Source organism: Rhodococcus sp. KRD197 (genome assembly GCF_017168235.1).
In the GTDB taxonomy this organism is placed as follows: Bacteria; Actinomycetota; Actinomycetes; order Mycobacteriales; family Mycobacteriaceae; genus Rhodococcoides.
Window position 1 is genome coordinate 82991 of record NZ_JABFAO010000072.1, and the last position, 25532, is coordinate 108522.

Below are 25532 nucleotides of genomic sequence, written 5' to 3' on the forward strand. Positions count from 1 at the left end.
TCGTGTCGACGGGTGTGCTCGAATTTCGCAAGACCACTCGCGAGGAGCCGAACCCGCAGACCACCCCGCCGAGTTCGTTGGCCCGATTCCTCCCCTTCATCGCGCCCTACCGGTGGCAGTTCACCGCGTCGATCGTTCTCGCCTTGATCGCCACGCTCACCGGTCTGGCCATCCCGCTGGTGATGCAGCAGGTGATCGACGGCCCCATCGCCGCGAGCAACTTCGCCGGCGTGTGGTGGCCCGCCGCACTGGTGTTGTTCCTGGGCACCGTCGATGCGCTCGGAATCTGGGCTCGCCGCCACCTCGTGGCAGGGCCGTCGAGTCAGTTCGAGATATCGGCCCGCGCCGCAGTCTTCGACAAGCTGCAACGGCTTTCGGTCTCGGCGCACGAGGGCTGGGAATCCGGTCAGCTGCTCTCCCGCGCCATCGCAGATCTCTCGTCGTTGCGGAGATTTGTCGCCTTCATCGGCCCGTTCCTTCTCGTCAACGCCGTCACATTGGTGGTCGGACTCGGCGTGCTGTTCGTTCAGTCGTGGCAGCTCGGCACGATCCTGGCGGTGACGGCCGTGCCGCTGGTGATCGTCTGCGCCCGCTTCGAAGCGCTCTACCGCGTCGTGGCCCGTGACGCGCAGGATCAGGCCGGCGATGTCACCACCACCGTCGAGGAATCGGTCCAGGGCATACGTGTGCTGAAGGCGTTCGGGCGTAGCGCACATCTGGGCCACAGATTCATCCGCGAAGCCGCGACCCTGCGCGGGACGGAAATGAAGAAGGTCCGCTACCTGGCGATCCTGTGGACGCTCATCGTCGGGATACCGCCCGTCGGGATCGGCGCCATGCTGGCCTACGGCGCGTACGCCATCGTCGAGGGCACCATGACGGTCGGCATGCTCGTCGCGGCAATGGCCATCGTCGCGTTCCTGCTCTGGCCCATCGAATCTTTCGGCTTCCTACTGGCGGAGCTGAACAATGCGCGGACGGCGGCCGATCGCTACTGGGAGATCATGGACACCCCGGAAACGATCACCGATCCCGTTCGGCCGGTGCCGGTCCCGCGAAACCCGCGGGGTGTGCTCGAGTTCCACGACGTCGGATTCGCGTTTCCCGACGCCTCGCCACTGCTGAGGGGCGTCGACTTCCGCGTCGATCCAGGCGAGATCGTCGCGCTGGTCGGGGTGACCGGTAGTGGAAAGACCGCGGTGACCAATCTGGTGCCGAGGCTCTACGACGTCACATCCGGTTCGATCACGATCGACGGAATCGACATCGCAACGGTGGCTCTGTCGGATCTGCGGTCGACGGTGTCGGTGGCGTTCGAGGATCCGGTGCTGTTTTCGGCAAGTGTCCGCGAGAACATCGCGCTCGGTCGTCCGGGTGCGTCCGACGCCGATATCGATCAAGCACTCGATATCGCCTGTGCCCGCGAGTTCGTCGAACGTCTGCCGTGGGGACTGAGCACACGGATCGGTGAGCAGGGCATGAGCTTGTCCGGTGGGCAGCGTCAGCGACTCGCTCTCGCGCGTGCCGTGCTGGGCAAGCCGCGCATCCTGGTGCTCGACGACCCGCTCTCGGCGCTCGATGTGCACACCGAGGCCGTCGTTCACGACAATCTGCGGCGAGTTCTGACGCACTCGACAACTCTGCTGGTCGCGCATCGGCCGTCCACCGCGGCACTGGCAGACAGAGTGCTTCATCTCGAGAACGGAACGATCGTGGAACAGGGCCCGCACGAACGCCTGCTGGCGACCTCGTCGAAGTACCGCTACGTGATGGGGTCGATCGATGACTGAGCAGAGTACCGAAACCGACTGGCGCGGAACCGGGAACGAGGAGTCGAACGTCGACCGAATCGGCAATCTCGTGCTCGCCGGCCGCTCGCGTCGACTTCTTGCCTCACTGGTTCGCCCGCATCGAAAGCAGGCGTTGCTCGCGTTGGCGATCATCCTCGTCGATAACATCGCGTACGTCGCCGGGCCGCTGTTCATTGCCTACGCCGTCGACCACGGTGTGACCGCGGCAATCGACGGAAACTGGTCGCCGCTGGCGTGGGCAGTGTTCGGCTACATCGCTTTCGGGCTGCTCGGCGCAATCACGACGTACACGTTCCTGATGGTCTCGGGCCGCCTCAGTCAGGCGATCCTGTTCGACCTGCGCAAGCGAGTTTTCGAACACGCGCAGCGGTTGAGCTTGTCCTTCCATGAGAAGTACACCTCGGGTCGCCTGATCTCGAGGTTGACCAGCGATGTCGAATCGCTGCAGACGCTTCTCGAGAGCGCGTTGAACGACGCGTTGACGGCGATTCTGTCGATCGTCTCCATCGCCGTGATCCTGGTGTACCTCGATGCTCCCCTTGCGCTCGTTGTGCTCGCGGGATTCGTGCCCCTGGTGCTGGTGACGCGATGGTCGCAACGTCGGCAACGTACCGGCTACCGCCGAACCCGCGTGGCGATCGCCAAGGTGGTGGTGCACTTCGTCGAATCGATGGGCGGCATCCGCGCTGTTCAGGTCTTCCGGCGTGAGAAGCGAAACGACGCCATCCTCGCGGTCGACGACACCGAGTATCGCGATGCGACCACCGCCGCCCTGCGCGGAATGGCGAGCTACACCGGCATCGTTCGGTGGATCGGCAACCTCACACTTGCGATCATCCTGGTGTTCGGTAGCTATCGGGTCATCAACGGCCACATGGAGATCGGCGTCCTCGCGGCGTACGTGCTGTACCTGCGACGGTTCTACGGCCCGCTGGATGAACTCGCGCAGGTGTTCAACGCCTACCAGTCGGCTGCCGCTGCGCTCGAGAAGATCTCCGGGGTACTCGAGGAGGAGCCGTCGGTCCGAGCGCCCGACGAGCCGGTCGTGCTGCGCAGCGCCCGCGGTGACATCGACTTCGAGAACGTGCGTTTCGCCTACGACGAGGATCGCGTCGTACTCCCGAAATTCTCGTTGCACATCCCGGCGGGGCAGGTGGTGGCAATGGTGGGTGCAACCGGTGCGGGCAAGTCGACGCTGGCGAAGCTTCTCGCTCGGTTCTACGACCCGACGGAGGGGACTGTCCGGCTCGACGGCGTCGACTTGCGCGAGCTCGGTGACGAGAACATGCGCGAGCACATCGTCATGGTCACGCAGGAGGCGTTTCTGTTCTCCGGGTCCATCGCCGACAACATTCGGCTCGGCAAGCCGTCGGCGACGGACGCCGAGATCATGGCCGCAGCCGATGCCGTCGGAATGACGGAGTTTATCGCGACCCTGCCCGACGGGATAGATACCGACGTGCGCAAACGCGGTGGACGGCTGTCTTCGGGGCAACGCCAGCTCGTCGCGTTCGCGCGGGTGTTCCTCGCCGCGCCCGCGGTGATCGTGCTGGACGAGGCGACCTCGAGCCTGGACATCCCCGGCGAACGACTGGTCCAGCAAGCCTTGGAGACGATTCTGGAGGGCCGGACCGCGGTGATCATCGCGCACCGACTCTCCACCATCGCGATCGCCGACCGAGTGCTCGTGATGGACGACGGGGTGATTGCCGAGGACACCCTGCGCCCGTGCGCGCGTAGTGACCGCGGAAGGTAACTATGCACGCACGGGCGGCGGAGCCGCATCACCAGGGCTTGATCGGCGGCTTCACCCACATGATCTTCTCGTCGGTGTGCTGCGGCGTGGCAGACGGGTGATCGGGGTTCGCCACAGCCCACGCATTCTTGGTGTCGAGCAGTTCGGCGGTGATCGTCCAGGTCTCCATGGTGCTGGGCGGGTGGATGTCAGCGGCGCGCGCCAGTTTGCGGCGGGCGGCGTCGGACAGCCCGAGGAGTTCGCCGCCGTCTATCCCGCGGTCCCAGATGTAGCGCGCAAGGGCCGTCGCCTTGTCCTGTCGACTCTTGGCCGCCTGCTCGGAGTGCGCGAAGTCGAAGCCACCTGCTGTCACGGGACCCCACAGTAGTGGGACTAAAGTCACCACCGCTTGATCTGAGTACCCGTCTGTCGCTTACCGTAGTCAGGTGACCACTCCAATATCGGGCGTAGAAAACGCACCCGCGACTGACCCAACAGCGTCGACGCAGGCCGTACGCGCGTGGCCAGCGGTGCTGACCTGGCGCGCGCACGAGGCCCCCCGAATGGAATCGGTCCGTGTCCAGCTCAACGGCAACCGCATCAAAGCGGCCGGTCGGATCATCGGTGCGGCGTGTGCGGAGCACCCGGCATTCAGTGCGTCCTACGACCTCGTGACCGACGAGAACGGCATCACACGTCGGCTCTCGATGCGCACGTCGATGGCAGCAGGAGAGAAGCAAGCCTCGGTGAGCCGCGACGAAGAGGGCTACTGGATGATCGAGAACTCGTCCAACCACCAACGGGCCACCTACAACGGCGCGCTCGATGTCGATGTGGTGCTCAGTCCGTTCTTCAACACCCTGCCCATCCGGCGCTTGGGATTGCACACCGACTCGATCGACACCCAGGTCCCCGTCGTGTACGTCAACCTGCTGGACCTGAGCATCCAAGAATCCTCGCTGACCTACAGCAGCGGACCCGACGGCATTCACGTGCTCTCCCCGGTGTCCAGCTCCTCGGTGACGGTGGATTCCGAAGGGTTCGTGCTCGACTACCCGGGGCTCGCCACGCGAATCTGACGGATTACCCCGCCTCTTCTTCCGGCGGCACGTAGGTCCGCGAGCCAGCCGGGATCACCCGGCGTCACATCGGTGATGTCGAAGCGCTCGTGCTCCTCGTATCGGGTGCGCGCCCGGTGGCCCTCCGTCACGAGCGTCCGCGTCGACGTTTCGTCGGCCAGTTCCTCGCGGGCTCTGCGCAGCAGCAGCAGCGCATCGTCGAGCGCCTCGGTGAGAGCCTCGGCGTTGCCCTCACACATTGCGCGCACCAGATCGGGCGAGGAGGACGCGACCCGCGTTCCGTCCCGGAACGAGCCGGCGGCGAGACCCAGCGCGAGCGGGCTGCCCGACGCGCCCACGATCGCGAGCGTTTCGGCCAGCAGGTGCGGTAGATGCGAGATGCGCGCCACGGCTCTGTCGTGTTCGCGGCTCTCGACGGGTACCACCACCGATCCGCAATCGAGCGCGAGTGAGGCCACCGAACGCCACACGTCGGGGTCGGCGTCGTCGTCGGCGCCCACCACCCAGACGGCGCCGACGAACAGGTCAGGATCGGCGGCGGACCACCCGGAGAAGTTCGTGCCTGCCATCGGATGGCCCCCGACGTACCGCGGCGACAGACCGTGCCGGGCGACCGCATCGGCCACTTCTGCCTTGACGCTGACGACGTCGGTGATCCGATTGTCGGGGGCGTACTCACCGATGGCGTCGAGAATCGAATCGACCGCGGGCATCGGCACTGCGATGACGATGAGCGCGTCGGTATCGGCGGCGCGGATCAGTGCAGCGGCCAAATCGGTACCGGTGTCGAACCCGGCCTCGGCGGATCCTGCGATGGCATCGGCCGAGCGGTTGTACCCCCATGCCGTTCTACCAGCACGTACAGCTGCTCGGAGTACCGATCCGCCGATCAGCCCGAGCCCGAGTACACAAACCGGAGCAGTAGTCACGAGATCAGGTTTGCACACTGCCGTGAGCATCCGCGCACAGGTGTTTCGGTTGGTGAAGGCAGTGGACTTCATTTTGGGGCCGTACGGCGACTACCGTTGCGCGCATGGCAGCACAGCGCGGGAGCAACAACTCCGCCAAGGCGAAGAATTTCGACGGCCCCGACCTCGACGATTTCGACGATCTCGAGGGCTTCGGTGTCGCAGTTGTCCGTGAAGACGGCAAGTGGACGGTGACGCCGCTACCTACGAAGGCGTTGGCGTCGTTGTCCGCAGCCGAGACGGAGCTGCGTGAGATGCGCAGTTCTGGTGCGGTGTTCGGCCTCCTCGATGTCGACGACGAGTTCTTCGTGGTGCTGCGGCCAGCGCCGTCGGGCACTCGTCTCCTGCTTTCCGACGCCAGCCTTGCAGGTGAGTACGACATCGCCGCGGATGTTCTCGACCGACTCAACGTCGAGGTGCCGGATTTCGACGCCGATGAACTCGACGACATCGAGCCGTGGCCGGAGGGCGATATGGCATTGCTCGCCGACCTCGGATTGCCCGAGGCCGTGATGGGCATCATCGTCGCCGAGACAGATCTCTACCCCGACGAGCAACTCGGGTCGATCGCTCAGCGACTCGGCTTTCCTGACGAGTTGTCGGCGGTCCTCGACAAACTTCCCCGCTAGGGCCACGCGTGCAGGACGAGGAGCTCGTCCGCGCCGCTCTGGCGGCCGCGGAGGAGGCGTCCGAACTCGATGTACCCGTCGGCGCTGTCGTCTTCGATTCCGACGGCCGTGAGCTGGCTCGGGCCGCGAACGCACGCGAGGCCACCGGCGATCCGACGGCTCATGCCGAGGTGCTTGCCCTACGAGCGGCAGCGCGGGTGCACGGTGATGGTTGGCGTCTGGAAGGGTGCGTCCTCGCTGTGACACTCGAGCCGTGCACGATGTGCGCGGGCGCGCTGGTCTCGGCGCGGATTGCCCGGGTGGTCTTCGGTGCCTGGGAGCCCAAGACGGGCGCCGTCGGCTCGCTGTGGGATGTCGTCCGGGATCGGCGGTTGGCGCACCGGCCCGAGGTACGCGGTGGAATCCTCGAACACGAGTGCAGCGCCGTGCTGCGAGAGTTCTTCGCCTCGCATCGCTCATGAAACTCTCAGGTTTGCTCGAAAACGAGGCGGGTACTACTCGGAAGTACGGGGGCGCACTTGCGTCCGATACACGAACTCTCGGGAGGTTTCCATGGGACTCGATGACAAGATCTCGAACAAGACCGAAGACTTGGGCGGCAAGGCGAAGGAAGCCGCCGGGTCGGCAACGGGCAACGAGGACCTCAAAGCCGAGGGCAAGGGTGATCAGGTCTCGTCTGCAGTCAAGGACGGCGCCGAGAAGGTCAAGGATGCCGCCGGCAACATCAAGGACAAGCTGACCGGCAACTGATTTGGACGCTTACCAGGCGATTTAACGTCTGGGCGCCACTGCGGTACAGTTTTTCGCGGTGGCGTGTCCGAGCGGCCTAAGGAGCACGCCTCGAAAGCGTGTGACGGGTAACCCCCGTCCGAGGGTTCAAATCCCTCCGCCACCGCCAAAAACTCCCCACCTGCTTCATGCGGGTGGGGAGCTTTTTTGTGCGTCGATCTTGTTCGTTGCGCGCTCTCGTGACCACATTCTCGGGTGAGTACGCGCCATTCCTGGCGTACAACGTCTAGGTCCGTGTCGACAAGATCCGCGTACGTATCGTGGGCGACCTTGGATTTGTCGGAGGTGGTACCGCAAGATGGCCAGTGACGAAGGGAAGCATGGTGACGCAGCGCGGCGACTTCGAGGAATACATCACCAGGCGAAATCCGTTCGAGCGGCTCGACCTCGTGGATCTTGGTGACCTGACGGATGACGAGCGTCGCTCGTTGCCTCCGGCGTGGCTGGCGATCGCCGAACTCGACGGCACTCGAGCAATTGACCGGGCGCTCAAGATGTGGGAAGACGCGTTGCCGGGGCGATTCCCCGGAACAGTTGCCAATCTTCGTGACCGTGGCCTCGGTGTCTTTCTCGCCCGTGTACTCCCGCACCAGGACGACCCGACCTGTGTCGTTCTCGTGTACGCCATTCGTCGGAACGCGTCGCCTTTGCCGTTCGACGCATGCTTTGGGTATCTTCCGGCCGGGACCAGCCAATTTCCGGAGTTCTGGCCCCGACTCTCGGAGGACTTTCGTCGGTTTCACACCCACGTGCACGATGGATTTCGCGCCAAATTCGGCGGAATTCTGCTGTCAGATCGCCTCCGGGCGATTTCAGCGGACTTCGTATCGCCAGAGGTGCCCGAGTTCGATTACGTCGATGAACATCTCCAAACGTTGCCTGAAGATAGGCGTCCGTCTCTCGACAACTTGGTGGTCGTTGTTCGCGAGGGCTCGCGCGGCGTCGCTGTGGATGTCAGCACGCCTGACTTGACGGCATGGGAAACGTCCGAACTCATAGAGCCGTGTCGCCTAGGGGCATGGTCGGCAATGGACGCCTACGTAATGTCCGCGATGAGTAGCGACGTCGAGTACTACGAGCGGCTCGGGTATCGCGAAACGTAGGAGTGCATGACGTTCCATGCGAATGTGCCGCGCCTGGATGGTACCGGCCGGCACCAGATCCCTGATGACGGGCTGACAACGACTCTGTGAACGCACCAGACTTCGCGGATGCGAGCGCGGGCCACGGCGGGCAGTGTTGCCAAAGCCACATGATCCGCCACCAGTCGCAGCTGAGTCTGTGGGATCATAACGGACACGCACGTCGCACAAGGGGGCCGTGATGACAGAGCTGCAACAAGGGCGGACCGCAGTACCTGCTGAGCTCATGGAGCTCGGTAAGTTCTTGACGGCAAGCCGCGCTTCACTCACTCCTCGCGACGTGGGTCTCATCATGTCCGGAAGGCGTCGGGCAACCGGATTGCGACGTGAAGAGGTTGCGCTCCTCGCTGGCGTCGGCGTCTCTTGGTACACGTGGATCGAGCAAGGTCGAGCTGAGAATGTAAGCGGCGAAGTGCTGGACTCCATTGCTCGTGTCCTCCGGCTAGATGAGAACGAACGCCTGTATGTCAGAAGGCTCGCCGGCCTCGAAGCAAAGCACTCAACTCCGTCGGTCGACTTCGACCGACAAGTTTTTCAGCCCTTTGTAGATAACTGGGGCCACAACCCTGCCTTTATCACTGATCGGACATGGAACGTCATTGTGGCAAACGTGTCGGCGGTGCGGTTGTTCAACCTCGACAGTGGTTCCCATAATTTCTTGGTTCACCATTTCACGGATACGCGGCATCGCGCTCTCTACGCAAACGTGGAACAAAAAGATCATGAAATTGTGGCACGTTTCAGGAACCAAGTCGCGTACTACCCGGATGATAAGCAGCTACGGGACGTCATCAGTCAACTCAGCCTTAGCAGTGAGCGATTTGCAACATTGTGGGTCAAGCACGAGGTTCGCGAAGATGCATGTGGTGATGAGCTACTAATTCATCCGTCCGTCGGCGAACTGCCGTTGCACTGGGCAACACTCAACTTTCCCGATCGTGTTGCAATTAGAATCACGCTCTTTCATCCACAGGTCGGCAGCAATACTGACTATGCCCTTCGGCGGCTTGCCCGTCTCGATTCCTAACGGCACTACTCATGGGCTCTGGCCGTGAGGTAAGTGCGTCTTTCTGAATTCATGTGAAGCTAAAGAACTCCGTCCAAATTCGGCATATTTCCTGTTCGTATCCCTAGCTCCGTTTCTCTCAATACGCCGTCGTTCATGGCCATATTCAAGTGCCGGGCTTCCCTGTTGCTGTCAGGCCTACGTTACTCAGACTCTGGTTACTTCGCGCGCATTCGTGATTTATTAGCAGGGCAAGTCTTCTGGCTCATACCAAGCACGCTGCGAGACGTTGGTGGTCCACAATTGCGCGAGACCGTGGCCATTGCTCGCAACCGAGTTGGTTCATTTCTATACCGAGCCTAATCCATCCTCAACAAGTAAGGGGCTTTGTAGTGCATTCTCGGCTGGGCGTATTTCTGTCGCCGCTTCACGACCCTACTACCGACCCACATCTCGCACTCCGTCGTGATGTCGCTCTGGTGAAGCATCTTGACGAACTCAATTTCGATGAGTGCTGGTTCGGCGAACACCACTCGTTGGGCTGGCCGCTCTCTGGAGCGCCGGAGACGTTAATTGCGGCCTGTGCCGCGGTCACGAGCCAGATCCGCCTGGCCAGCGGTGTTGTAACTGTTCCATTCCACCACCCGTTTCACATCGCTACCCGGGCTATCGCCTTAGATCACTTGACCCGCGGCCGCTACATTTTGGGTGTGGGCCCTGGGGCGACGCCCATGGATGCAGAGATGCTCGGAATCGCGATGGCTGATTTGAAGCCACGCCTCAATGAGGCGCTCCCCGCGATCATGGAGCTGATTAATGGTGACGATTATGTCAGTCTCGAGACGTCATGGTTCGAGCTGCACGATGCGAAAATGCAGATGCCACGCTACAGCCCGTTGGGGATTGAGCTGGCTATATCGAGCGTTTCACCTAATGGGCCAGAAACGGCAGGAAGGCATGGACTGGGGCTTCTCTCCTTTGGCGCGCCTCCACCCGGCTGGCCAGACGTTGACCTTGCACGGCAGTGGCAAATCCTCGAGGATTCCGCAAACGCGAGTGCGCAGCCGTCGTCAAGATCCAACTGGCGAATTGCTGTTCCAGTTCATATTGCCGAAACACGAAAACAAGCGTTCGCAGAGGCTCGGTACGGCTTTGGTCGTTGGCTTCACAACTACTGGGAGCATGGCGTGGGAAGCGACATCGGTATGCAGGGGGTCGACGATGAGCACAGGCTCGAGGCGATGGTCGACGCTGGCCGCGCCATTGTTGGATCGCCCGAGGATGCATCGAACGCCATCAAAGATCTTGAGGGCAGATCGGGCGGATTCGGTACGTTCCTGGCATATGCCGTGAACTGGGCACCATGGGAAGCAACGAAACGGAGCTACGAGTTGCTTGCCACTGAGGTAGCCCCTCACCTGAATAGCAATACTCAACGCGGGATGGAGTCAGTCAATCGGCGAGCAGCACGGATGCCAACGTGAGGTGACGGGATGTAGCTTCGTGTTGGTACCACCACCATGACACCTGCGCACTGGAACAGGCCGCCGCGACAGTCGATTATCTCTACATGGTGACTCGAATAGGATTGATCGGCGCATACGGGTCGGGCAAGACATCGCTCGCAGCTGCACTAGGAGATGCAATTGATTCAACTGTCTTGCCGATGGCAAAGATGTGGCCAGCTGGGGCGCATAACTTTCAGTCAGTCCACGAATGGACGCCGCCGTATCTAATTCAAGCGTCAACTCTCCGGTTTGCTGACCGATTACGGACCGAGTCATCCCATCAGCATGGATTTATTTCTGACGGGGCAGTTTTCCATGATTGGGCATACACTGAGACCCGCCTGCGGTGGGGATCTTATCCCAGTGACGAGAACTTCGTCGATCCGTCGACCCTCACGGGAAATGCCGAGAGTCTTCTGGACATAAATTCCGCGCATCTAGAAGCCGTAAAAGTCCATGCTGAAGGCTCTTACGAAATATTGTTCCATCTCCCCATTGAATATCCACTACGGGACGACAATCGGCCGATCGATGAAGAGTTTCGGATCAAATCTGACAAGCTTCTACTAGACGAGGTTTCAAGACCCGGATACCCGTCCATGTCCGACAATCCGAACCTCAAAATTGCGATCTCGGGTGGTTCAGAACTGTCAAGAAAATAATGGGCCTGCCGGTCAAGCGTTTTTACCAGCGGTATACAGACGCACTCGGAGACATAACCAGGGATCGAGCGAAGCGAATCTATGATGCGTATGTCCACCTGCCTGTCGAGTTTGACATGGAAGCCGATGGACATCGGCCTGTGTCGGAGGAATTTCGTCGCCTTTCCGACGACTTGCTGATTGAAGCGCTCGATCGGATGGATATACCGTACAGGGTTGTCGGTGGTCCGATCCCAGATCGAATAGAGAAGATCATCGAGCTTTTCGGCTTGCCGGTAGTGGTGCCAATCCCAGATGCGATTGCGGAGGCAGAGCGACGCGTCAAAGCGGACCTCGATGATCTGAAAGAAGACGCACGGTTTCATGAAGCGCAGAGAAAGAAGTCGCTCATACGCCAAATATCGTACGCATTTCGCTACTAATGCCGCTTTTCTGCTAGATTTCAGACTAGGGAGTATTAAATGAGTACCAACGCTAAATCGACCCAATTGAAGAGCCTCGGTGCGGTACTGGCGCTGCTGGCATTTGCGCAGATGATTATCGCAATCGACTACAACATTGTTTTCGTTTCGCTCCCAGAAATTGGGTCCGGTCTCGGCTTCTCCGAATACAACCTGCAATGGGTGGTCTCCGCATACGCCGTGGCATTCGGTGGATTCCTCATGCTCGGCGGTCGTGCCACAGACCTGTTCGGTCGCAAACGGATGTTCATCGTCGGAATGGCGCTCTACGCGATCTCATCTCTCGTCGGTGGTCTGGCTACCGAACCTTGGATACTGGTAGTTGCACGAGCTGTCCAGGGCTTGGGCGGCGCGTTCTTGGCACCCGCGACATTGTCGCTCGTCATGGCGCTGTTCAAGGAGGGCGCTGAGCGCAACCAGGCTCTGTCGATCTGGGGCGCCGCGGGCGGGTCAGGCATGGTTCTGGGCTCGATCTTGGGAGGCGTGCTCACGGACGCCTTCGGGTGGCCTGCGGTCTTCTTTGTCAACGTTCTGTTGGCCGGAGCCGGTGTGATAGCAGCCTGGGTCCTCATCCCCGCCGATCCGCCTTCCGCGCGTGGGAAGATCGACCTTCCAGGTGCGGTAACAGGCACCGCTGGTGTCACATTGCTGGTCTTTGCGTTGGTCGAGGCTCCTGCCCGGGGTTGGACCTCGTCGTTTGTACTCACAACTGCTGCCGTCGCAGTGCTGCTCCTGGGCGTCTTCATAGCGGTGGAGGCTCGGTCATCGGCACCGATGCTGCCTTTGAGGCTCTTCCGTAACCGAAACCTCTCGACGGGCACCCTGATTACCTTTTCATTCATGGCCACGTTTGGTGCATTGGCATACTTCCTCACACGGTACTGGCAGGGAGTACTTGGCTACAGCGCGTGGACGACCGGCCTGGCATTCGTACTGCCGTCAGCAAGTGTCCTGATAGGTACAGTGCTGGGTGGAAAGTTGTCCACGAAGTTTGGTGTGCGGTCGACTCTTGTTGGAGCACTTGCCGTTGGAGCGGCTGGTACGGCTGTGCTCGCTCTAGTGGCCGGTCCGACATCGAGCTATTTGGCAATTGCGCCCGCGCTTGTCGTGTTGTCCGTCGCACAAGGTGTTGTCTTCACGACGATGTTCGTCGCTGCCACCACAGGAGTCGAAGCCGCAGATCAAGGAATCGGGTCCGGAATTGCGACAACTGGTCAGCAAATTGGCGGGGCTGTGGGATTGGCAGTGCTGATAGCCATCGCCACGTCCGTGAACTCCGGTGGGGACGGCAACACGGTGATGCACGAAACGACCGTTGCGTACTGGGCTATCGCGATCGGGATCGCCGTCACTGTTCTCGTCACATTGAATTTTCGGCAACGACCGCCAGCGGAGCCCGTCAACGGTGCTGACGCCGCGGGCTCGCTCGACACCGTAGAAACTGAATCAGAAGGTGTGCAACCCCGATAGTTCTGGCTATACGCCCTCAATGTATCTGTGGCATGTACCGCTCCAGGTGCATTGAGGGCACAGATCAACTTCTAGCCAGTCTCAATAGGAACCCATGTGTACTTCCCTTCGACCGTGACCACTTTTCCGAACACGACGTCAGCGAAATGACCGCCGACGATAGTGGGGCTCTTCGATCTTCATGCGGGTGGGGAGTTTTTTTTGGTGCCTGCTTCGCTGTCGAGTTCGCACTTGTGCAGGCATTCGGCGCGGTCCGGCCTGCACAAGTGCGAACTCGACCTTGACCTTCACACTGTGGCAAGGGCTTGGCTCGATCGCATGACCTCACTCCAGCACAGCAACCCCTCGGCCCGACTGCGCGCTGCCCTCGCGATCGGGACCGATCCTGATCCGTCGTACATCGGTGAACTGCTCGAGCGCTGCGCCGTCGAACCGGACTTCAACGTCCGCGAAACGCTCACGTGGGCGTTGATGCGACACCCCGAATCTCTGACGGTTCCGCGCCTGGTCGAGCAGGTCCAGTCCGGCAACAACCAGGCCCGCAGTCAGGCGCTGCACACGCTGTCCAAGATCAAGGGTCCGAACTCCTGGCCAGTGATCACGCCCGACCTGTTGTCCGATCCCGACGACGAGGTCGCGCGGAGCGCCTGGCGGGCCGCGGTTGTTCTGGTTCCGCAAGCTCAGCGACTGCCATTGGCCACGATGCTGTCGACGCAGCTGGGGCGCGGCTCGCGTGAAATGCAACTGAGCCTCAGCCGGGCACTCCTCGCGCTGGGGGATGTGATCGAGCCGGTGCTGCGAGGGCCTCATCGGAATGTGCGTGCCCGAGCTCATGCCATCGCCACCGAGAGGTTGCTCCGAGATCCTGACGCGGGATTCGAATTGGATATCGAGATGGCCAAGCGCGTCAGCGCCCTCGGACAAGATAGTTAGATACAGGGATGTTGATCGGTGACGTGGCTCGGCGATCGGGTGTCAGTGCCCGCATGCTCCGGCATTACGACGCCCTCGGGCTGGTTCGGCCGTCGGGGCGCAGCGGTACCGGCTACCGGGAGTATTCGGACGCAGACATCCGTCGAATCTTCCACGTCGAGTCATTGCGATCGCTGGGGTTGTCGTTGCGTGATATCGGACGCGCGCTCGACGACCCCGGCTTCGCGACCTCGGGACTCGTCGACGAGTTGATCCGCCAGACGGAAGAGCGTCTGCGCAGGGAGACTGAGTTGCTGACCAGATTGCGCCGAGTGGGCGACGCCGACCCCGCCGACTGGGAGGACGTGCTGAGCGTCGTCGCTCTGCTGCAGGACCTGGGGTCGGTGAGCGCCGGCAAACGTCAGTCGGCGGCGTTGTTCTCGACTGGCCTGGCGCCGGATGCGCTCGCGGAGGCGGTGTTGCGGGAGCCCGCACCCAACGTCGCCGGCGCGCTGCGGTGGGCGTTGGCTCAGTCGGATGGGGACGGGTTGGCGCTGCTGCGTCAGGGCCTCGACTCGCCGGACCCGCAGGTGCGACGCCGTGCCGTCGAGACTATCGCCGAGATCCCGCACGAGGACGCCACCGCGGTGCTACACGACGCACTGGCGAGTGCTGACGATGTTGTTCGGCGCTGCGCGGCGCTGGCGCTCGGGGCGCGGGGCGTCGTCGATGCAATCCCGACTTTGATCGACATGGTCATCGCGGGCACCAACGATGTCGATGCGGCAGATGCGCTCGGTGGGCTGGCGAGCGGTGAGACTGCGGATGGGATCGTCTCGCGGCTGGTCGAACGAGCTGTCGAAAGCCAATCACGTCTACGCGTGACGCAGGGCCTCGCGGACATCCCGGGAGCTGCAGCGACTCGGGCGCTCACCGCTCTCGCTCACGACGAGGACCGGTCGGTTGCGCTCACGGCGCAGTACATCCTCGGTCGCCGCTTGCACTCCTGAGCTCGCACCGTTTCTGCTGGGCTAGCACCCGCTCTCGGACCTGAGCGCGGGTGCGCACTCGGCAAAAAGGGTGCGAGGTCGTGTCAGCAGCGGCGCTAGGATTCGGCGTGCGCGGTGATGGTGTCGATGGTGGTCGACCAAGCGATCGAGCGGGGGTCGAGGAAGTCACCGTGCCCGACGCCCGGCAGGATGATCGATTCCGCCCGGTCGCCGGCCAACCGGGCAGCTTCGACGTAGTCCAGACTCTGACCCGCGGATACTGTCTTGTCGGTGTCGCCGTGGATGGCAGTGATGGCGACATCCGTAGGCAGATGTCGGATGGGTGAGGCGAGGGCGTAGCGCTCGGGAATGTCGTCCGGCATGCCCCCGAGGAAGCGGGGAACGAATCTGTCGCCCTCGCTGCGTGCTGCGCGGGCCATGTCGAAGACCCCGGCCATGATCGTCGCGTTGCGGGGTTTGACTCGTGGTTGCGCCCACGGAGCCGAGGCGGGCAGCGAATGTCTACTGGCGGCCCAGGCTGCGAGCTGTCCGCCGGCCGAGTGTCCGGCAACCTGAACGCGGTCGAGATCGAGCCGCCCGCCCGCTGCTTCCTGGGCGGTGGTCGCGAGGATGTCGATGGCGTTGTCGATGTCGGTGAGGGTGTCTTTGTAGTCGTTGCGTTCGCGTCGATATTCGATGTTCCACACGGCTATCCCGCGTTCGGCGACGGCCTCCGCGAGGGGCCGGAAGTGGGTCATGTCGGGCTCCGAAAGCCATCCGCCGCCGTGCACCATCACCACCACGGGGACGGCATCGGCGTCGTTGTCCGGCAGGTACAGCTCGCCGACGTTGTCGACGTCGGGGCCGTAGACGAGCCGGATCGGGGTGGCGGACGGTACCGGCACAAGGGTGAGTGGCAGCGGCGGTTCGACAGGGAGCGTGGAAACTCCTGCGGCCGTGCTGCATCCGACGAGGGTGATCAGGGTCATGAACAGGGCTGCGGTACGGCCAAATTTCACGCGGCAGCCCAGGCGAGAAGGTCGTCGACGGCCCAGGTGTTGACGACGCGCTCGGCAGGCACGCCGCGGTCCTCCGCGCGTACACATCCGTAGCCCTGCCAGTCGAGCTGACCGGGAGCGTGCGCGTCGGTGTCGATGGCGAACAGACAACCGCGTTCGAGGGCGATGTCGATCAGCCGTTTCGGCGGGTCCTGACGCTCCGGTCGGGCATTTATTTCGACGGCGGTGCCGTACTGCACGCAGCCCTCGAACACGACGTCGGCATCGAAGGTCGATTCCGAGCGGGTACCGCGGCCACCTTGCACGAGTCGGCCGGTGCAGTGGCCGAGTACATCGACGTGCGGATTGGCCACAGCATTGACCATCCTCCGCGTCATCGTTTCGGAATCGGCTCGGAGGTTCGAATGCACACTGGCCACGACGATGTCGAGCTGCGCGAGCAGATCCTCGTCCTGATCGAGGCTCCCGTCGTCGAGGATGTCGACTTCGATGCCGGTGAGGATGCGGAACGGCGCCAGTTCGATGTTGAGTGCGGCAACGACGTCCAGTTGACGGCGAAGCCGCTCCGCGGTGAGACCGTTGGCTACCGTCAACCGGGGGGAGTGGTCGGTGAGCGCGCAGTACTCGTGGCCGAGGCGGGCGGCGGTCCGCATCATCTCTTCGATGGGGCTGCCACCGTCGGACCAGTTCGAGTGTGTGTGCAGGTCGCCTTTGAGAGCCGATCGGAGATCGTTGTCCCCGATCGGTTGCGCCTCGGCGCGCCTCTCGGCGAGGTATTCGGGGACGCCACCGGCTACGGCCTGGCGGATGACGAGCGAGGTTTTCGCGCCGATGCCCGGGAGCGCAGACCATGTGTCAGTGCGTGCGCGCTCCGATCGTTCTGTTGCGGAAAGAGATTCGACCACCTCGGCTGCCCTGCGATACGCCTTGACGCGGTGGGTGTCGGCACGCGAGCGCTCGAGCCAGTAGGCGATCTCGCGGAGGGCTTCGACCGGGTCCATGTCACTAGTGTCCAATAGCGGTATGTGGGTCGATCAACCCGGCGTTGGGTTGCCAGTCATACACCACTGATGTCCGGAGCACGATGTCCTGCAACGATCTTCTCCTGCGGTCGACGGCCACCCACAACAGCCCGAATGCGAACAACACACAGAGCACTGCCCGCAGCAAGGCGAGCGGCCACCGGAGCACCCCGTGGCGCGGGGAGACAAGGCGGACCCCCATCAGAATTGCGCCGACCGTGCGACCGGTCGTTGCCCAACAGGTCGTCAAATATGCGATCGAGATGATGACGAGCACCGACACCGACATGAACACCGCCGGAGTCTGGAAGCTGAACGACTGCGGATCGAAGAGCAACTGCACAAACACCGATCCGATGTACACCGAACCCATCAGCGCGCCAACGACTGCGAGATCGATCACCGCGGCTACGCCTCGAGTGACGATTCCGGCCGGACGCAACTCCTCGATCCGAGGATGCGGATGCGTCATGTGCTCGGCCCGCCGTCACGCCCGAAAAGTCGGCCCACGAACTGCGTCACTGCATCGTCGGCCTGCATGCCTTGGCTGCGAACGCCTCGCACTGCCTCGGCGGAGAGCGATCCGGTCGACTCCCTGATGATTTCCGGCAGATCGACGCCGTCGATGACGAAGTTCGCGAGAGCAATCAGGTCGACGCGTCCGATCGCCGCATCGAGGTCGACTCTGGACACTTGTCGGTCCAGATCCACCCCGTCGACCACCGCTTCGATGTCGACCCGTGCCACCGCTTTGTCGAGGTCCACCCGGGCTACGGCCGCATCCAAGTCCACTCGCGCCACAGCCTTGTCGAGATCCACCTGTGCGACGGCTCGGTCCAGGTCGACGCCTTCGATGATGGCGTCGATGTCGACATTTTCGCGGATGAGCCGCGTCAAGTCGATCTCGTCCAATGCGGCTGCAACAATTTTGACGACGGTCGCACGGAGGAGCGCGTCGGCGACGACGGTTGCGGCAACTACGGTGCGTTCGCCTCGCCGGGCGATCGTGTCGATCGGGCCCGACATTCCGGGCAGTCGGGTCATGAGCCGGAGAGCCCCACGGGCCGCGGCTCCGGCCGTCACCGCCGTGCCGATAGCGAGATGCACCAGGCGTGCGTCTTCCGGCATCGTGTCACCACCTCGTTCGACTGTCACGAGCATTCCACTTCCTATGCGATCTGTACCGACAATCAAGTCGTCCCGCGCGCCGACCGACCCGGACAAATCTCTCAGGAAGTTGCCAGGCGCAGCATCTTCACTCGTGTTGAAGGTGCAACTAGCATTGGCGGCCATGACAAAGAAATGGTGGATAGTCGGCGCAATCGTCGTTGTTCTTGTCGCACTTGGTGTAACGGTAGGTCCGTGGGCCTACGGAAAGTTCATCGCCGAATCCGACGCCCCCGCGGCGACCGTGTCGACATCCGGTGCGCAGGCCGCGACGACCGACGACATCGACGGGACCTGGACCATCGTGCCGGGCGATGAGGCCAACACAACAGCGGCGGGATACACCGTCGACGAGGTTCTCAACGGAGCCGATGTGACGGTGGTCGGATCGACCACCGATGTGAGCGGCGAGGTGACGATCGAGAACGACACCGTCACCGCGGGCGAGGTTCTCGTCACGACAGACTCGATCACCACCGACAATGACCGCCGCGACGGCCAGTTCCGGGGCAATATCTTCGAGACCGCGACCTATCCGACGGCGACGTTCGCGTTCGACTCGCCCGTCGACCTGTCATCGATTCCCGACGACGGAACCACGACGACGGTGACGGCCGAGGGGACGTTGACGCTCAAGGATCAGTCTCGTCCGGTCTCCGTCGAGATGGAGGTGCTGCAGTCCGGTGACACGCTGATCGCGTCGGGCAGCATTCCCACCACCTGGGCCGACTTCGGAATCGAACCACCGTCGCTGGGATTCGTCACGGTCGAGGATTCGGGATCGGTCGACTTCCTGATCAATTTGAACTCGGAGTAGCTTCCTTCGTCCTCGACTCGTTCGGCGTCCACCCCGGTGGTCCGAGGACGAACCCGAGCCGATCCTTCCATGACCGCGATGCCGCTACATCCCTTGCGATGGAGCGGTATTCGTGTGTCTGGAGAGTCCAGATGTTGTACGTGTTCACCGGCTTGGTGAGGCCGTAGTGGGGACGGGAGACCTCGTCGGCGTACGTGCCGAACATGCGGTCCCAGATGATGAGCATCCCGCCGTAGTTCTTGTCCAGGTACTGCGGATCACGCCCGTGGTGGACGCGGTGGTGCGAGGGAGTGTTGAACACGAACTCGATCGGTCGGGGGAGTGTGCCGATTCGCTCGGTGTGGACCCAGAACTGATAGACGAGGTTGATGGAGAACCCGACGAACACCATCCACGGCGGCACTCCGAGGAGGGGCAGGGGAAGCCACATGACGATCTCGCCGCTGTTGTTCCACTTCTGACGCAGGGCGGTGCTGAAGTTGAAGTACTCGCTCGAATGGTGAGCCTGATGCGTTGCCCAGATGATGCGGGTTCGGTGCGCGATGCGGTGATAGGCGTAGAACAGAAAGTCGACGCCGAGGATGAGGATCACCCAGGTGTACCAGGCGTCCGCGGGCAGTTGCCACGGCGCGACGTAGGCGTACAGCGCTGCGTAACCGAACAGGGCCAGTGTCTTCCAGGCTGTTGTCGTGGCTATCGACACCACTCCCATGCCGAGGCTGGCCCGGGCGTCCGAGGCCTTGTAGCTCCCAGGTTCGCCGTCTTCCAGGCGTGCCGCAGCACACCACTCGATAGCGAGGAGCACCACGAATGCGGGGATCGCGAGGGCAACGGGATCGCGTAGCGGTTCCGGAAGTGAGTTCCAGGCAGAATCGACCCAATCGAACATCCGACCGCTCCTTTGCGTGACACTTGCTTCGCAATTGTAACGCGGCTTCGGGTCGTGGCGTTGCAGAAAGGACACCGAAGTGCACATCAGCGCCAAAGCGGACTACGCCGTACGGACGCTGCTCCAGCTGGCGGCCGCCGACGGGGCTGCGGGGAAGGCGGAGGCGCTGGCGTCCGCGATGGGGGTCTCGCGCAAGTTCCTCGAGTCGGTGTTGGCGGATCTGCGCAGAACCGAGCTGGTTCGCAGTCGGCGCGGGCCCGACGGTGGCTACTGGCTGGCTCGTCCTGCCGCCGACATTTCCATAGCCGACGTCATTCGAGCCGTCGAAGGTCCGCTGGCGTCGGTGCGTGGGCAGCGTCCGGAGGATGTGGAGTACTCGGCGCCGGCGAAACAGTTGCAGCTGGTGTGGCTGGCAGTACGGGTGAACATGCGTGAGGTGCTCGAGAAGGTCTCGCTGGCCGATATCGTCGCCGATGATGTGCCCGCGTTCGTGCTCGAACTGACAGCCGACCCGTCGGCGTGGGCACGTCGCCAGCTATGACACGCATTACCACGTAGCCAGCACTGTGACGCAATCTACAATGATGCGCATTCACGCAATATTGCAGAACTCTGCAAGATCAGTACCGTGGGATGCGTGACCGTTCCCCCCTCCGGCCTTCGTGATCAGAAGAAGGCCGCCACCCGTGATGCGCTCGGCCTGGCGGCTGTCACGCTCGCCAAGGACAGGGGACTGGATGCGGTCACCGCCGACGCCATCGCTGCGGCGGCAGGCGTCTCCACCCGTACCTTCCACAACTATTTCGCCAACAAGGAAGAAGCAGTCCTGCACCACATCGAGGCATCCGCCCTCGAGTGGTTCGACATGCTGCGGGAAAGGCCGGCCGACGAGCCCATCTGGGCGTCACTGCGACACGTCGCACTGTCCATCGTCACCGACCCCCACCGCGACCTGGCCGAGACTTTCGCCGTCGCCCAGTTGGTCGAGGCCAACCCGGGCGTCATGGCTCGCAAACTCGAGGTTCACCACTCACTGACCCGAGTTCTCGGCGAGGCGATTGCCGAGCGCACCGGCACCGACATCGACCGAGACCTCTACCCGAACCTCCTGCAGGTAGTGGTGGGCAACGCCATCACAACTGCTCTGACCATCTGGTCCAACCACCCAGAAGGAGACCTTTCACCCAAAGAGCTCGTCGAGGACGCATTCGATCAACTGCAGGCCGGACTCCCGGACCCGCGCGCACCGAGAAACAACTTCAGGAGCTGACCCGTGGCCACCTATCTGTATCGAATCGGAAAACTCGCCTACCGGCGAAAAGGAATCGTCCTCGCCACGTGGCTGACGATCCTGGTCCTGGCAGGCGTCGGAGCAGCGACCCTCTCCGGCCCGACCGCCAACTCGTTCTCCATCCCCGGCACGCCAGCGCAGGCGGCCCTCGACCTGCAGAGCGAACGTTTCGGTAGCGCCGAGGATCCACTCAATGCCGTCTCGGCTCAATACGTCTTCGCCGCTCCCGAGGGTGAAAGCCTCGACACGCCCGCCTACACAGCCGCGATCGACGCAACGATCGCCGAAATCGACAAGATCGACGAGGTAAATCCGTCGGTGAAGCCCGGTGGCGAAAAGCCGCTCGCCAACCCGGTGGCCGGCAACGAGTCCATCGTCGAGCAGTACAACGAAAAGGCGACAGAGGCCGGCACCGCCCCCGACGTCGCAGCTGCCAACGCTGCGGCTCTCTCGCCGCTCTCCCCGAACGGCAACATCGGCATCATCGACGTTCCGATCAGCGGCGACCTCGCCGACGTCACCGACGAACTGCGCACCGAGCTCGACGACGCCGCCGCGCCCGCCCGCGATGCAGGACTGACAGTGGCCATCGGTGGCACCGTCGCCCAGGATGGATCTCCGCCGGGCGGCACGTCCGAGCTCGTCGGTCTCGCTGTTGCCGCCGTTGTACTTCTGATCATGTTCGGTTCCGCGGTCGCAGCTGGTCTGCCGCTGATCACTGCCATCGTCGGCATCGGCATTTCCAGCCTGACGATCACCACCGCATCGGGATTCGCGAGCCTGACGTCATTCACACCGATCCTCGCTGTCATGATCGGTCTCGCTGTCGCCATCGACTACTCCCTGTTCATTCTCGCGCGCTACCGGCACGAACTGTCGTTGACCGACAACCGAGAAGAAGCAGTCGGTCGTGCGGTCGGCACCGCCGGGTCCGCAGTCGTGTTCGCCGGTGCCACCGTCATCATCGCCCTGGTGGCGCTGCGCGTCGTCGGAATTCCGTTCCTGTCCCAGATGGGCTACGCGGCTGGTCTTGCCGTCTTGATCGCCGTGCTCATCGCACTGACCTTCCTGCCGGCCATGCTCGGGCTGTTCAAGGGCAAGGCGTTCGCCGGGAAGATCAAGTTCGTCAACACCACCGATCCAGAAGACCCCAACGCACCGCCGACGAACGGCCTGCGGTGGGCTCGCGCACTGGTCAAGCGTCCCGCGGTCGGTCTCATCGCCGGCGTCGTGCTGCTGGCAGTCATCGCTGGTCCCGTCACCGGGCTGTCGTTGGCGCTGCCGAGCACTGCCACCGCCGACCCGTCCACCCCGGCGCGTCAGGCATACGACCTCATCGAAGACGGGTTCGGGCCTGGTAGGAACGGACCGCTGCTGGTCATCGCCGATGCCACCGGCCTCGCCGACGATGATCGCGAGGCCGGCTTCGGTCGCCTCGTCGACTCGATCTACGAGGAAGACGACGTCACCAACGCGCAGATCATTGCTGTGAACGAAGCGGGCGATACCGCTCAGATACTCGTCACCCCAGCGAGTACGCCCAACAGTGACACCACGAAGGACTTGGTCGCCAATCTTCGGGCCGCCGAACCGGGCTTTGCCGAGACCGACGGCGTCACCTACGGAGTCACCGGTCAGACAGCGCTCGAACTCGACGTCTCGGAACGACTGCAGGACGCGCTCGTGCCGTACCTCGCCGTCGTCGTCGGACTCGCGTTCCTACTGCTGATGCTGGTGTTCCGCTCGATCCTCGTGCCATTGACGGCGACGCTCGGCTTCCTGCTGAGCGTGCTCGCCACCTTCGGCGCAACGGTGTTCATCTTCCAGGAAGGTGGGCTCGGGTTGATCAGTAACCCGCAGCCGATCGTCAGCTTCATGCCGATCTTCCTCATCGGTGTGGTGTTCGGCCTGGCGATGGACTACCAAGTGTTCCTGGTCTCCCGCATGCGCGAGGAGTTCGTGCACGGCGCACCGGCCAAAGAGGCCGTGGTCAACGGCTTCAAGTACGGGGCCCGCGTGGTTACCTCGGCTGCGGTCATCATGATGTCCGTCTTCGCAGCGTTCATGGCCGAACCGGACTCGTTCATCAAGTCGATCGGGTTCGCGCTTGCCGCGGCTGTGTTCTTCGACGCCTTCATCGTCCGAATGGTCATCATTCCGTCGGTGATGGCTCTGCTCGGCGACAAGGCCTGGTGGCTGCCGAAATGGATCGACAGGATCCTGCCGGACGTCGACATCGAAGGTGCGAAGCTGCAGAAGGCCGCTCCCAAGGGAGAACCGGACGCCGACCCAGCGCAACCCGCAACCGTGTGACCTGGCGTGATGGCCGAGGACTCGAGTTCGTACCGAGAAACGTGGAGACTGTGAGTCATGTGTACGAGTAATCTTCGGCCATCATGCTGATCCCGCTGCTGAAGACATATCTGGCACCGTACAAACGCGCGATCGCAGGCCTCATCGCGCTGCAGTTCGTGGCCACCGGCGCCGCCCTGTACCTGCCGAGCCTCAACGCCGACATCATCGACAACGGGGTAGTACGGGGCGACACCGGTTACATCCTCTCCACCGGCGCGTGGATGCTCGTCGTCTCTCTCGTGCAGATCGTGTGCTCGGTCTCGGCGGTGCTGTTGGGCGCCAAATCGGCAATGGGGGCAGGCCGGGATCTTCGCAAGGCGATTCTTCACCGCGTCGGAACCTTCTCGGCGCGCGAAGTCGGCCGGTTCGGTGCGCCTTCGCTGATCACCCGAAACACCAACGACGTTCAGCAGGTGCAGTTGCTGATCGTCATGGGCTTCACCATCGTGGTGATGGCGCCGATCATGTGCATCGGAGGCGTCGTGATGGCGCTCCGCGAGGATCTGGGGCTGTCCTGGATTCTGCTGATCGCCGTCCCCGGTCTTGCCCTGTCGATGGGGCTCATCGTGGCACGTATGGTGCCGGGATTCCGGGCGATGCAGGTACGCATCGACGCCGTCAACCGCGTTCTACGCGAACAGATCACCGGCATCCGCGTCGTCCGTGCCTTCGTGCGCGAGCGCTTCGAGATCGACCGCTTCGCCGTTGCGAACGATTCGCTGACCTCAGCTGCTCTGCATGTCGGCCGCCTCATGGCCCTGATGTTCCCGGTCGTGATGGTGATCAGCAACGTCACCAGTGTTGCGGTCATCTGGTTCGGTGGCCATGCCATCAACGAGGGCACCATGGAGATCGGTGCGCTCTCGGCGCTGCTCAGCTACATCATGCTCATTCTCATGTCGGTGATGATGGCCTCGTTCATCGCGATGATGGTCCCGCGCGCCTCGGTGTGCGCCGACCGCATCAGCGAGGTACTCGCCACCGAATCCTCGGTGGTCCTGCCGACAGAGCCGAAGCCGTTCGCGACCTCGCCGGGCATCGTGGAGCTGCGCGACGCCGAATTCTCTTACCCGGGTGCGGAATTCCCAGTCCTCTCCGGCGTCAATTTTCGCGCCGAACCGGGCAAGGTCACCGCCGTCATCGGCGGCACCGGATCGGGAAAGTCGACGCTGGTGAACCTGATTCCGCGCCTGATCGACGTCACCGCGGGCAAGGTGATCGTCGGCGGAACTGACATACGCGATCTCGATCTCGACGCCCTGCGCGCCGAGATCGGTCTGATCCCACAGAAGCCCTTCCTGTTCTCGGGAACCATCGCCTCCAACCTGCGGTACGGCAAGAGCGATGCCACCGACGAGGAACTGTGGGACGCGCTCGAGATAGCCCAGGGTGCGGATTTCGTACGGAAGATGCCCGACGGGCTCGAGACTGCCGTCTCTCAAGGGGGCACCACCGTCTCCGGTGGCCAGCGGCAACGGCTGGCGATCGCTCGGGCGCTGGTGCGACGGCCCAGCATCTACCTGTTCGACGATTCGTTCTCCGCACTCGACCTCACCACCGACCGCAGACTGCGAGCCGCGCTCGCGCCCGTGATGAAAGATGCCTGCATGATCGTTGTCGCTCAACGTGTCTCGACGATCGTCGACGCCGACCAGATCCTCGTCCTCGACGACGGCAAGCCCGTCGGACTGGGTAAGCACGAGGACCTGATCGCCACCTGCCCGACGTACGCCGAAATCGTCGACTCCCAGCATGCGGTGGCAGTAGCGTGACGCGCCCCGTAGCCTCGCCCACCCAGGGCGCCCCCGGAC

26 protein-coding genes and 1 tRNA gene are annotated in these 25532 nt (G+C 62.8%); 20 read left to right on the top strand and 7 right to left on the bottom strand.

Annotated elements, in window-relative coordinates; all coding sequences use genetic code 11:
• Window positions 1-2: 2 nt before the first annotated feature.
• On the top strand, window positions 3-1790 hold the full coding sequence (locus J1M86_RS24805; RefSeq protein ID WP_206511762.1) for an ABC transporter ATP-binding protein: 1788 nt from the start codon (window positions 3-5) through the stop codon (window positions 1788-1790).
• The gene (locus J1M86_RS24810; RefSeq protein ID WP_206511763.1) at window positions 1783-3567 is read left to right on the top strand and encodes an ABC transporter ATP-binding protein; all 1785 of its coding nucleotides are present in this window, start codon (window positions 1783-1785) and stop codon (window positions 3565-3567) included. The genes J1M86_RS24805 and J1M86_RS24810 overlap by 8 nt, the downstream gene beginning before the upstream one ends.
• A gap of 28 nt (window positions 3568-3595) precedes the next feature.
• On the opposite strand, the gene J1M86_RS24815 is transcribed toward J1M86_RS24810, so the two are convergent.
• Window positions 3596-3919: a hypothetical protein gene (locus J1M86_RS24815; RefSeq protein ID WP_075838590.1), complete on the bottom strand. Its 324-nt coding sequence runs from the start codon at window positions 3917-3919 to the stop codon at window positions 3596-3598.
• Window positions 3920-4109: 190 nt separating this feature from the next.
• Here J1M86_RS24815 and J1M86_RS24820 point away from each other — a divergent pair, with 190 nt between their 5' ends.
• Entirely contained in the window at window positions 4110-4625 is a 516-nt protein-coding gene (locus J1M86_RS24820; RefSeq protein ID WP_139318032.1) for a putative glycolipid-binding domain-containing protein, read from the top strand.
• On the opposite strand, the gene J1M86_RS24825 is transcribed toward J1M86_RS24820, so the two are convergent.
• Window positions 4598-5584 (bottom strand): prephenate dehydrogenase, encoded by a 987-nt coding sequence (locus J1M86_RS24825; protein WP_206511783.1) that lies wholly within the window; start codon window positions 5582-5584, stop codon window positions 4598-4600. The two genes, J1M86_RS24820 and J1M86_RS24825, sit on opposite strands and share 28 nt — an antisense overlap.
• A 74-nt stretch (window positions 5585-5658) precedes the next feature.
• Here J1M86_RS24825 and J1M86_RS24830 point away from each other — a divergent pair, with 74 nt between their 5' ends.
• From J1M86_RS24830 to J1M86_RS24885, 12 genes are all read left to right on the top strand, one after another.
• A complete protein-coding gene (locus J1M86_RS24830; RefSeq protein ID WP_075838591.1) occupies window positions 5659-6222 on the top strand; it encodes a tRNA adenosine deaminase-associated protein in 564 nt (187 codons plus the stop codon).
• An 8-nt stretch (window positions 6223-6230) separates the two neighbouring features.
• Complete coding sequence (locus tag J1M86_RS24835; protein WP_075838592.1) at window positions 6231-6683, top strand: nucleoside deaminase; 453 nt, start codon at window positions 6231-6233, stop codon at window positions 6681-6683.
• A gap of 91 nt (window positions 6684-6774) precedes the next feature.
• Entirely contained in the window at window positions 6775-6972 is a 198-nt protein-coding gene (locus tag J1M86_RS24840) for a CsbD family protein (RefSeq protein ID WP_075838593.1), read from the top strand.
• Between the two features lie 57 nt (window positions 6973-7029).
• Window positions 7030-7120: transfer RNA gene (locus J1M86_RS24845), tRNA-Ser, on the top strand.
• A 196-nt stretch (window positions 7121-7316) separates the two neighbouring features.
• The gene (locus J1M86_RS24850; RefSeq protein ID WP_206511764.1) at window positions 7317-8114 is read left to right on the top strand and encodes a hypothetical protein; all 798 of its coding nucleotides are present in this window, start codon (window positions 7317-7319) and stop codon (window positions 8112-8114) included.
• A gap of 220 nt (window positions 8115-8334) precedes the next feature.
• Window positions 8335-9180 carry a helix-turn-helix transcriptional regulator gene (locus tag J1M86_RS24855; RefSeq protein WP_206511765.1) on the top strand — a complete coding sequence of 282 codons (846 nt, stop codon included), beginning with the start codon at window positions 8335-8337 and terminating at the stop codon, window positions 9178-9180.
• A gap of 371 nt (window positions 9181-9551) precedes the next feature.
• On the top strand, window positions 9552-10643 hold the full coding sequence (locus J1M86_RS24860) for an LLM class flavin-dependent oxidoreductase (protein ID WP_206511766.1): 1092 nt from the start codon (window positions 9552-9554) through the stop codon (window positions 10641-10643).
• A gap of 86 nt (window positions 10644-10729) precedes the next feature.
• Window positions 10730-11329 (top strand): AAA family ATPase, encoded by a 600-nt coding sequence (locus J1M86_RS27060; protein ID WP_206511767.1) that lies wholly within the window; start codon window positions 10730-10732, stop codon window positions 11327-11329.
• A complete protein-coding gene (locus J1M86_RS24870; protein ID WP_206511768.1) occupies window positions 11329-11751 on the top strand; it encodes an AAA family ATPase in 423 nt (140 codons plus the stop codon). Before J1M86_RS27060 ends, J1M86_RS24870 begins: the two co-directional genes overlap by 1 nt.
• Before the next feature lie 39 nt (window positions 11752-11790).
• A complete protein-coding gene (locus J1M86_RS24875) occupies window positions 11791-13260 on the top strand; it encodes an MFS transporter (RefSeq protein WP_206511769.1) in 1470 nt (489 codons plus the stop codon).
• A 318-nt stretch (window positions 13261-13578) separates the two neighbouring features.
• Window positions 13579-14193 carry a HEAT repeat domain-containing protein gene (locus tag J1M86_RS24880; protein WP_206511770.1) on the top strand — a complete coding sequence of 205 codons (615 nt, stop codon included), beginning with the start codon at window positions 13579-13581 and terminating at the stop codon, window positions 14191-14193.
• Between the two features lie 8 nt (window positions 14194-14201).
• Window positions 14202-15182, top strand: a complete 981-nt coding sequence (locus J1M86_RS24885) for a HEAT repeat domain-containing protein (RefSeq protein ID WP_206511771.1) — start codon at window positions 14202-14204, stop codon at window positions 15180-15182.
• Window positions 15183-15277: 95 nt separating this feature from the next.
• Here J1M86_RS24885 and J1M86_RS24890 read toward each other — a convergent pair whose 3' ends face one another.
• The 4 genes from J1M86_RS24890 to J1M86_RS24905 are packed head-to-tail and all read right to left on the bottom strand — an operon-like array spanning window position 15278 to window position 18357.
• Window positions 15278-16180 carry an alpha/beta fold hydrolase gene (locus tag J1M86_RS24890; RefSeq protein WP_307786742.1) on the bottom strand — a complete coding sequence of 301 codons (903 nt, stop codon included), beginning with the start codon at window positions 16178-16180 and terminating at the stop codon, window positions 15278-15280.
• Window positions 16177-17181 carry a PHP domain-containing protein gene (locus J1M86_RS24895; protein ID WP_206511772.1) on the bottom strand — a complete coding sequence of 335 codons (1005 nt, stop codon included), beginning with the start codon at window positions 17179-17181 and terminating at the stop codon, window positions 16177-16179. Before J1M86_RS24895 ends, J1M86_RS24890 begins: the two co-directional genes overlap by 4 nt.
• Window positions 17182-17185: 4 nt before the next feature.
• Window positions 17186-17674: an RDD family protein gene (locus J1M86_RS24900; protein ID WP_206511773.1), complete on the bottom strand. Its 489-nt coding sequence runs from the start codon at window positions 17672-17674 to the stop codon at window positions 17186-17188.
• The gene (locus J1M86_RS24905) at window positions 17671-18357 is read right to left on the bottom strand and encodes a hypothetical protein (protein ID WP_269418808.1); all 687 of its coding nucleotides are present in this window, start codon (window positions 18355-18357) and stop codon (window positions 17671-17673) included. Before J1M86_RS24905 ends, J1M86_RS24900 begins: the two co-directional genes overlap by 4 nt.
• Before the next feature lie 136 nt (window positions 18358-18493).
• On the opposite strand from J1M86_RS24905, the gene J1M86_RS24910 reads away from it, so the two are divergent.
• Window positions 18494-19186 carry a YceI family protein gene (locus tag J1M86_RS24910; protein WP_075838602.1) on the top strand — a complete coding sequence of 231 codons (693 nt, stop codon included), beginning with the start codon at window positions 18494-18496 and terminating at the stop codon, window positions 19184-19186.
• Here the strand turns inward: J1M86_RS24910 and J1M86_RS24915 are convergent.
• On the bottom strand, window positions 19167-20075 hold the full coding sequence (locus J1M86_RS24915) for a sterol desaturase family protein (RefSeq protein WP_206511774.1): 909 nt from the start codon (window positions 20073-20075) through the stop codon (window positions 19167-19169). The genes J1M86_RS24910 and J1M86_RS24915 overlap by 20 nt on opposite strands.
• 79 nt (window positions 20076-20154) lie before the next feature.
• On the opposite strand from J1M86_RS24915, the gene J1M86_RS24920 reads away from it, so the two are divergent.
• The 4 genes from J1M86_RS24920 to J1M86_RS24935 all read left to right on the top strand — a co-directional run bounded on the left by J1M86_RS24920 (window position 20155) and on the right by J1M86_RS24935 (window position 25493).
• Window positions 20155-20616 (top strand): Rrf2 family transcriptional regulator, encoded by a 462-nt coding sequence (locus J1M86_RS24920; RefSeq protein WP_206511775.1) that lies wholly within the window; start codon window positions 20155-20157, stop codon window positions 20614-20616.
• A gap of 87 nt (window positions 20617-20703) precedes the next feature.
• Complete coding sequence (locus J1M86_RS24925; protein WP_083667529.1) at window positions 20704-21345, top strand: TetR family transcriptional regulator; 642 nt, start codon at window positions 20704-20706, stop codon at window positions 21343-21345.
• A 3-nt stretch (window positions 21346-21348) separates the two neighbouring features.
• A complete protein-coding gene (locus J1M86_RS24930; protein ID WP_206511776.1) occupies window positions 21349-23679 on the top strand; it encodes an MMPL family transporter in 2331 nt (776 codons plus the stop codon).
• Window positions 23680-23762: 83 nt separating this feature from the next.
• Entirely contained in the window at window positions 23763-25493 is a 1731-nt protein-coding gene (locus tag J1M86_RS24935) for an ABC transporter ATP-binding protein (protein WP_206511777.1), read from the top strand.
• Window positions 25494-25532: the final 39 nt, after the last annotated feature.

What these genes read in the sequence shown, in the direction of transcription:
- J1M86_RS24810 (WP_206511763.1), top strand. Translation starts at nt 1,783, where the DNA reads ATGACTGAGCAGAGTACCGAAACCGACTGGCGCGGAACCGGGAACGAG.
- J1M86_RS24825 (WP_206511783.1), bottom strand. Translation starts at nt 5,584, where the DNA reads ATGCTCACGGCAGTGTGCAAACCTGATCTCGTGACTACTGCTCCGGTT.
- J1M86_RS24830 (WP_075838591.1), top strand. Translation starts at nt 5,659, where the DNA reads ATGGCAGCACAGCGCGGGAGCAACAACTCCGCCAAGGCGAAGAATTTC.
- J1M86_RS24895 (WP_206511772.1), bottom strand. Translation starts at nt 17,181, where the DNA reads ATGGACCCGGTCGAAGCCCTCCGCGAGATCGCCTACTGGCTCGAGCGC.
- J1M86_RS24885 (WP_206511771.1), top strand. Translation starts at nt 14,202, where the DNA reads ATGTTGATCGGTGACGTGGCTCGGCGATCGGGTGTCAGTGCCCGCATG.
- J1M86_RS24855 (WP_206511765.1), top strand. Translation starts at nt 8,335, where the DNA reads ATGACAGAGCTGCAACAAGGGCGGACCGCAGTACCTGCTGAGCTCATG.
- J1M86_RS27060 (WP_206511767.1), top strand. Translation starts at nt 10,730, where the DNA reads ATGGTGACTCGAATAGGATTGATCGGCGCATACGGGTCGGGCAAGACA.
- J1M86_RS24900 (WP_206511773.1), bottom strand. Translation starts at nt 17,674, where the DNA reads ATGACGCATCCGCATCCTCGGATCGAGGAGTTGCGTCCGGCCGGAATC.
- J1M86_RS24915 (WP_206511774.1), bottom strand. Translation starts at nt 20,075, where the DNA reads ATGTTCGATTGGGTCGATTCTGCCTGGAACTCACTTCCGGAACCGCTA.
- J1M86_RS24875 (WP_206511769.1), top strand. Translation starts at nt 11,791, where the DNA reads ATGAGTACCAACGCTAAATCGACCCAATTGAAGAGCCTCGGTGCGGTA.
- J1M86_RS24880 (WP_206511770.1), top strand. Translation starts at nt 13,579, where the DNA reads ATGACCTCACTCCAGCACAGCAACCCCTCGGCCCGACTGCGCGCTGCC.
- J1M86_RS24820 (WP_139318032.1), top strand. Translation starts at nt 4,110, where the DNA reads ATGGAATCGGTCCGTGTCCAGCTCAACGGCAACCGCATCAAAGCGGCC.
- J1M86_RS24935 (WP_206511777.1), top strand. Translation starts at nt 23,763, where the DNA reads ATGCTGATCCCGCTGCTGAAGACATATCTGGCACCGTACAAACGCGCG.
- J1M86_RS24840 (WP_075838593.1), top strand. Translation starts at nt 6,775, where the DNA reads ATGGGACTCGATGACAAGATCTCGAACAAGACCGAAGACTTGGGCGGC.
- J1M86_RS24910 (WP_075838602.1), top strand. Translation starts at nt 18,494, where the DNA reads ATGACAAAGAAATGGTGGATAGTCGGCGCAATCGTCGTTGTTCTTGTC.
- J1M86_RS24870 (WP_206511768.1), top strand. Translation starts at nt 11,329, where the DNA reads ATGGGCCTGCCGGTCAAGCGTTTTTACCAGCGGTATACAGACGCACTC.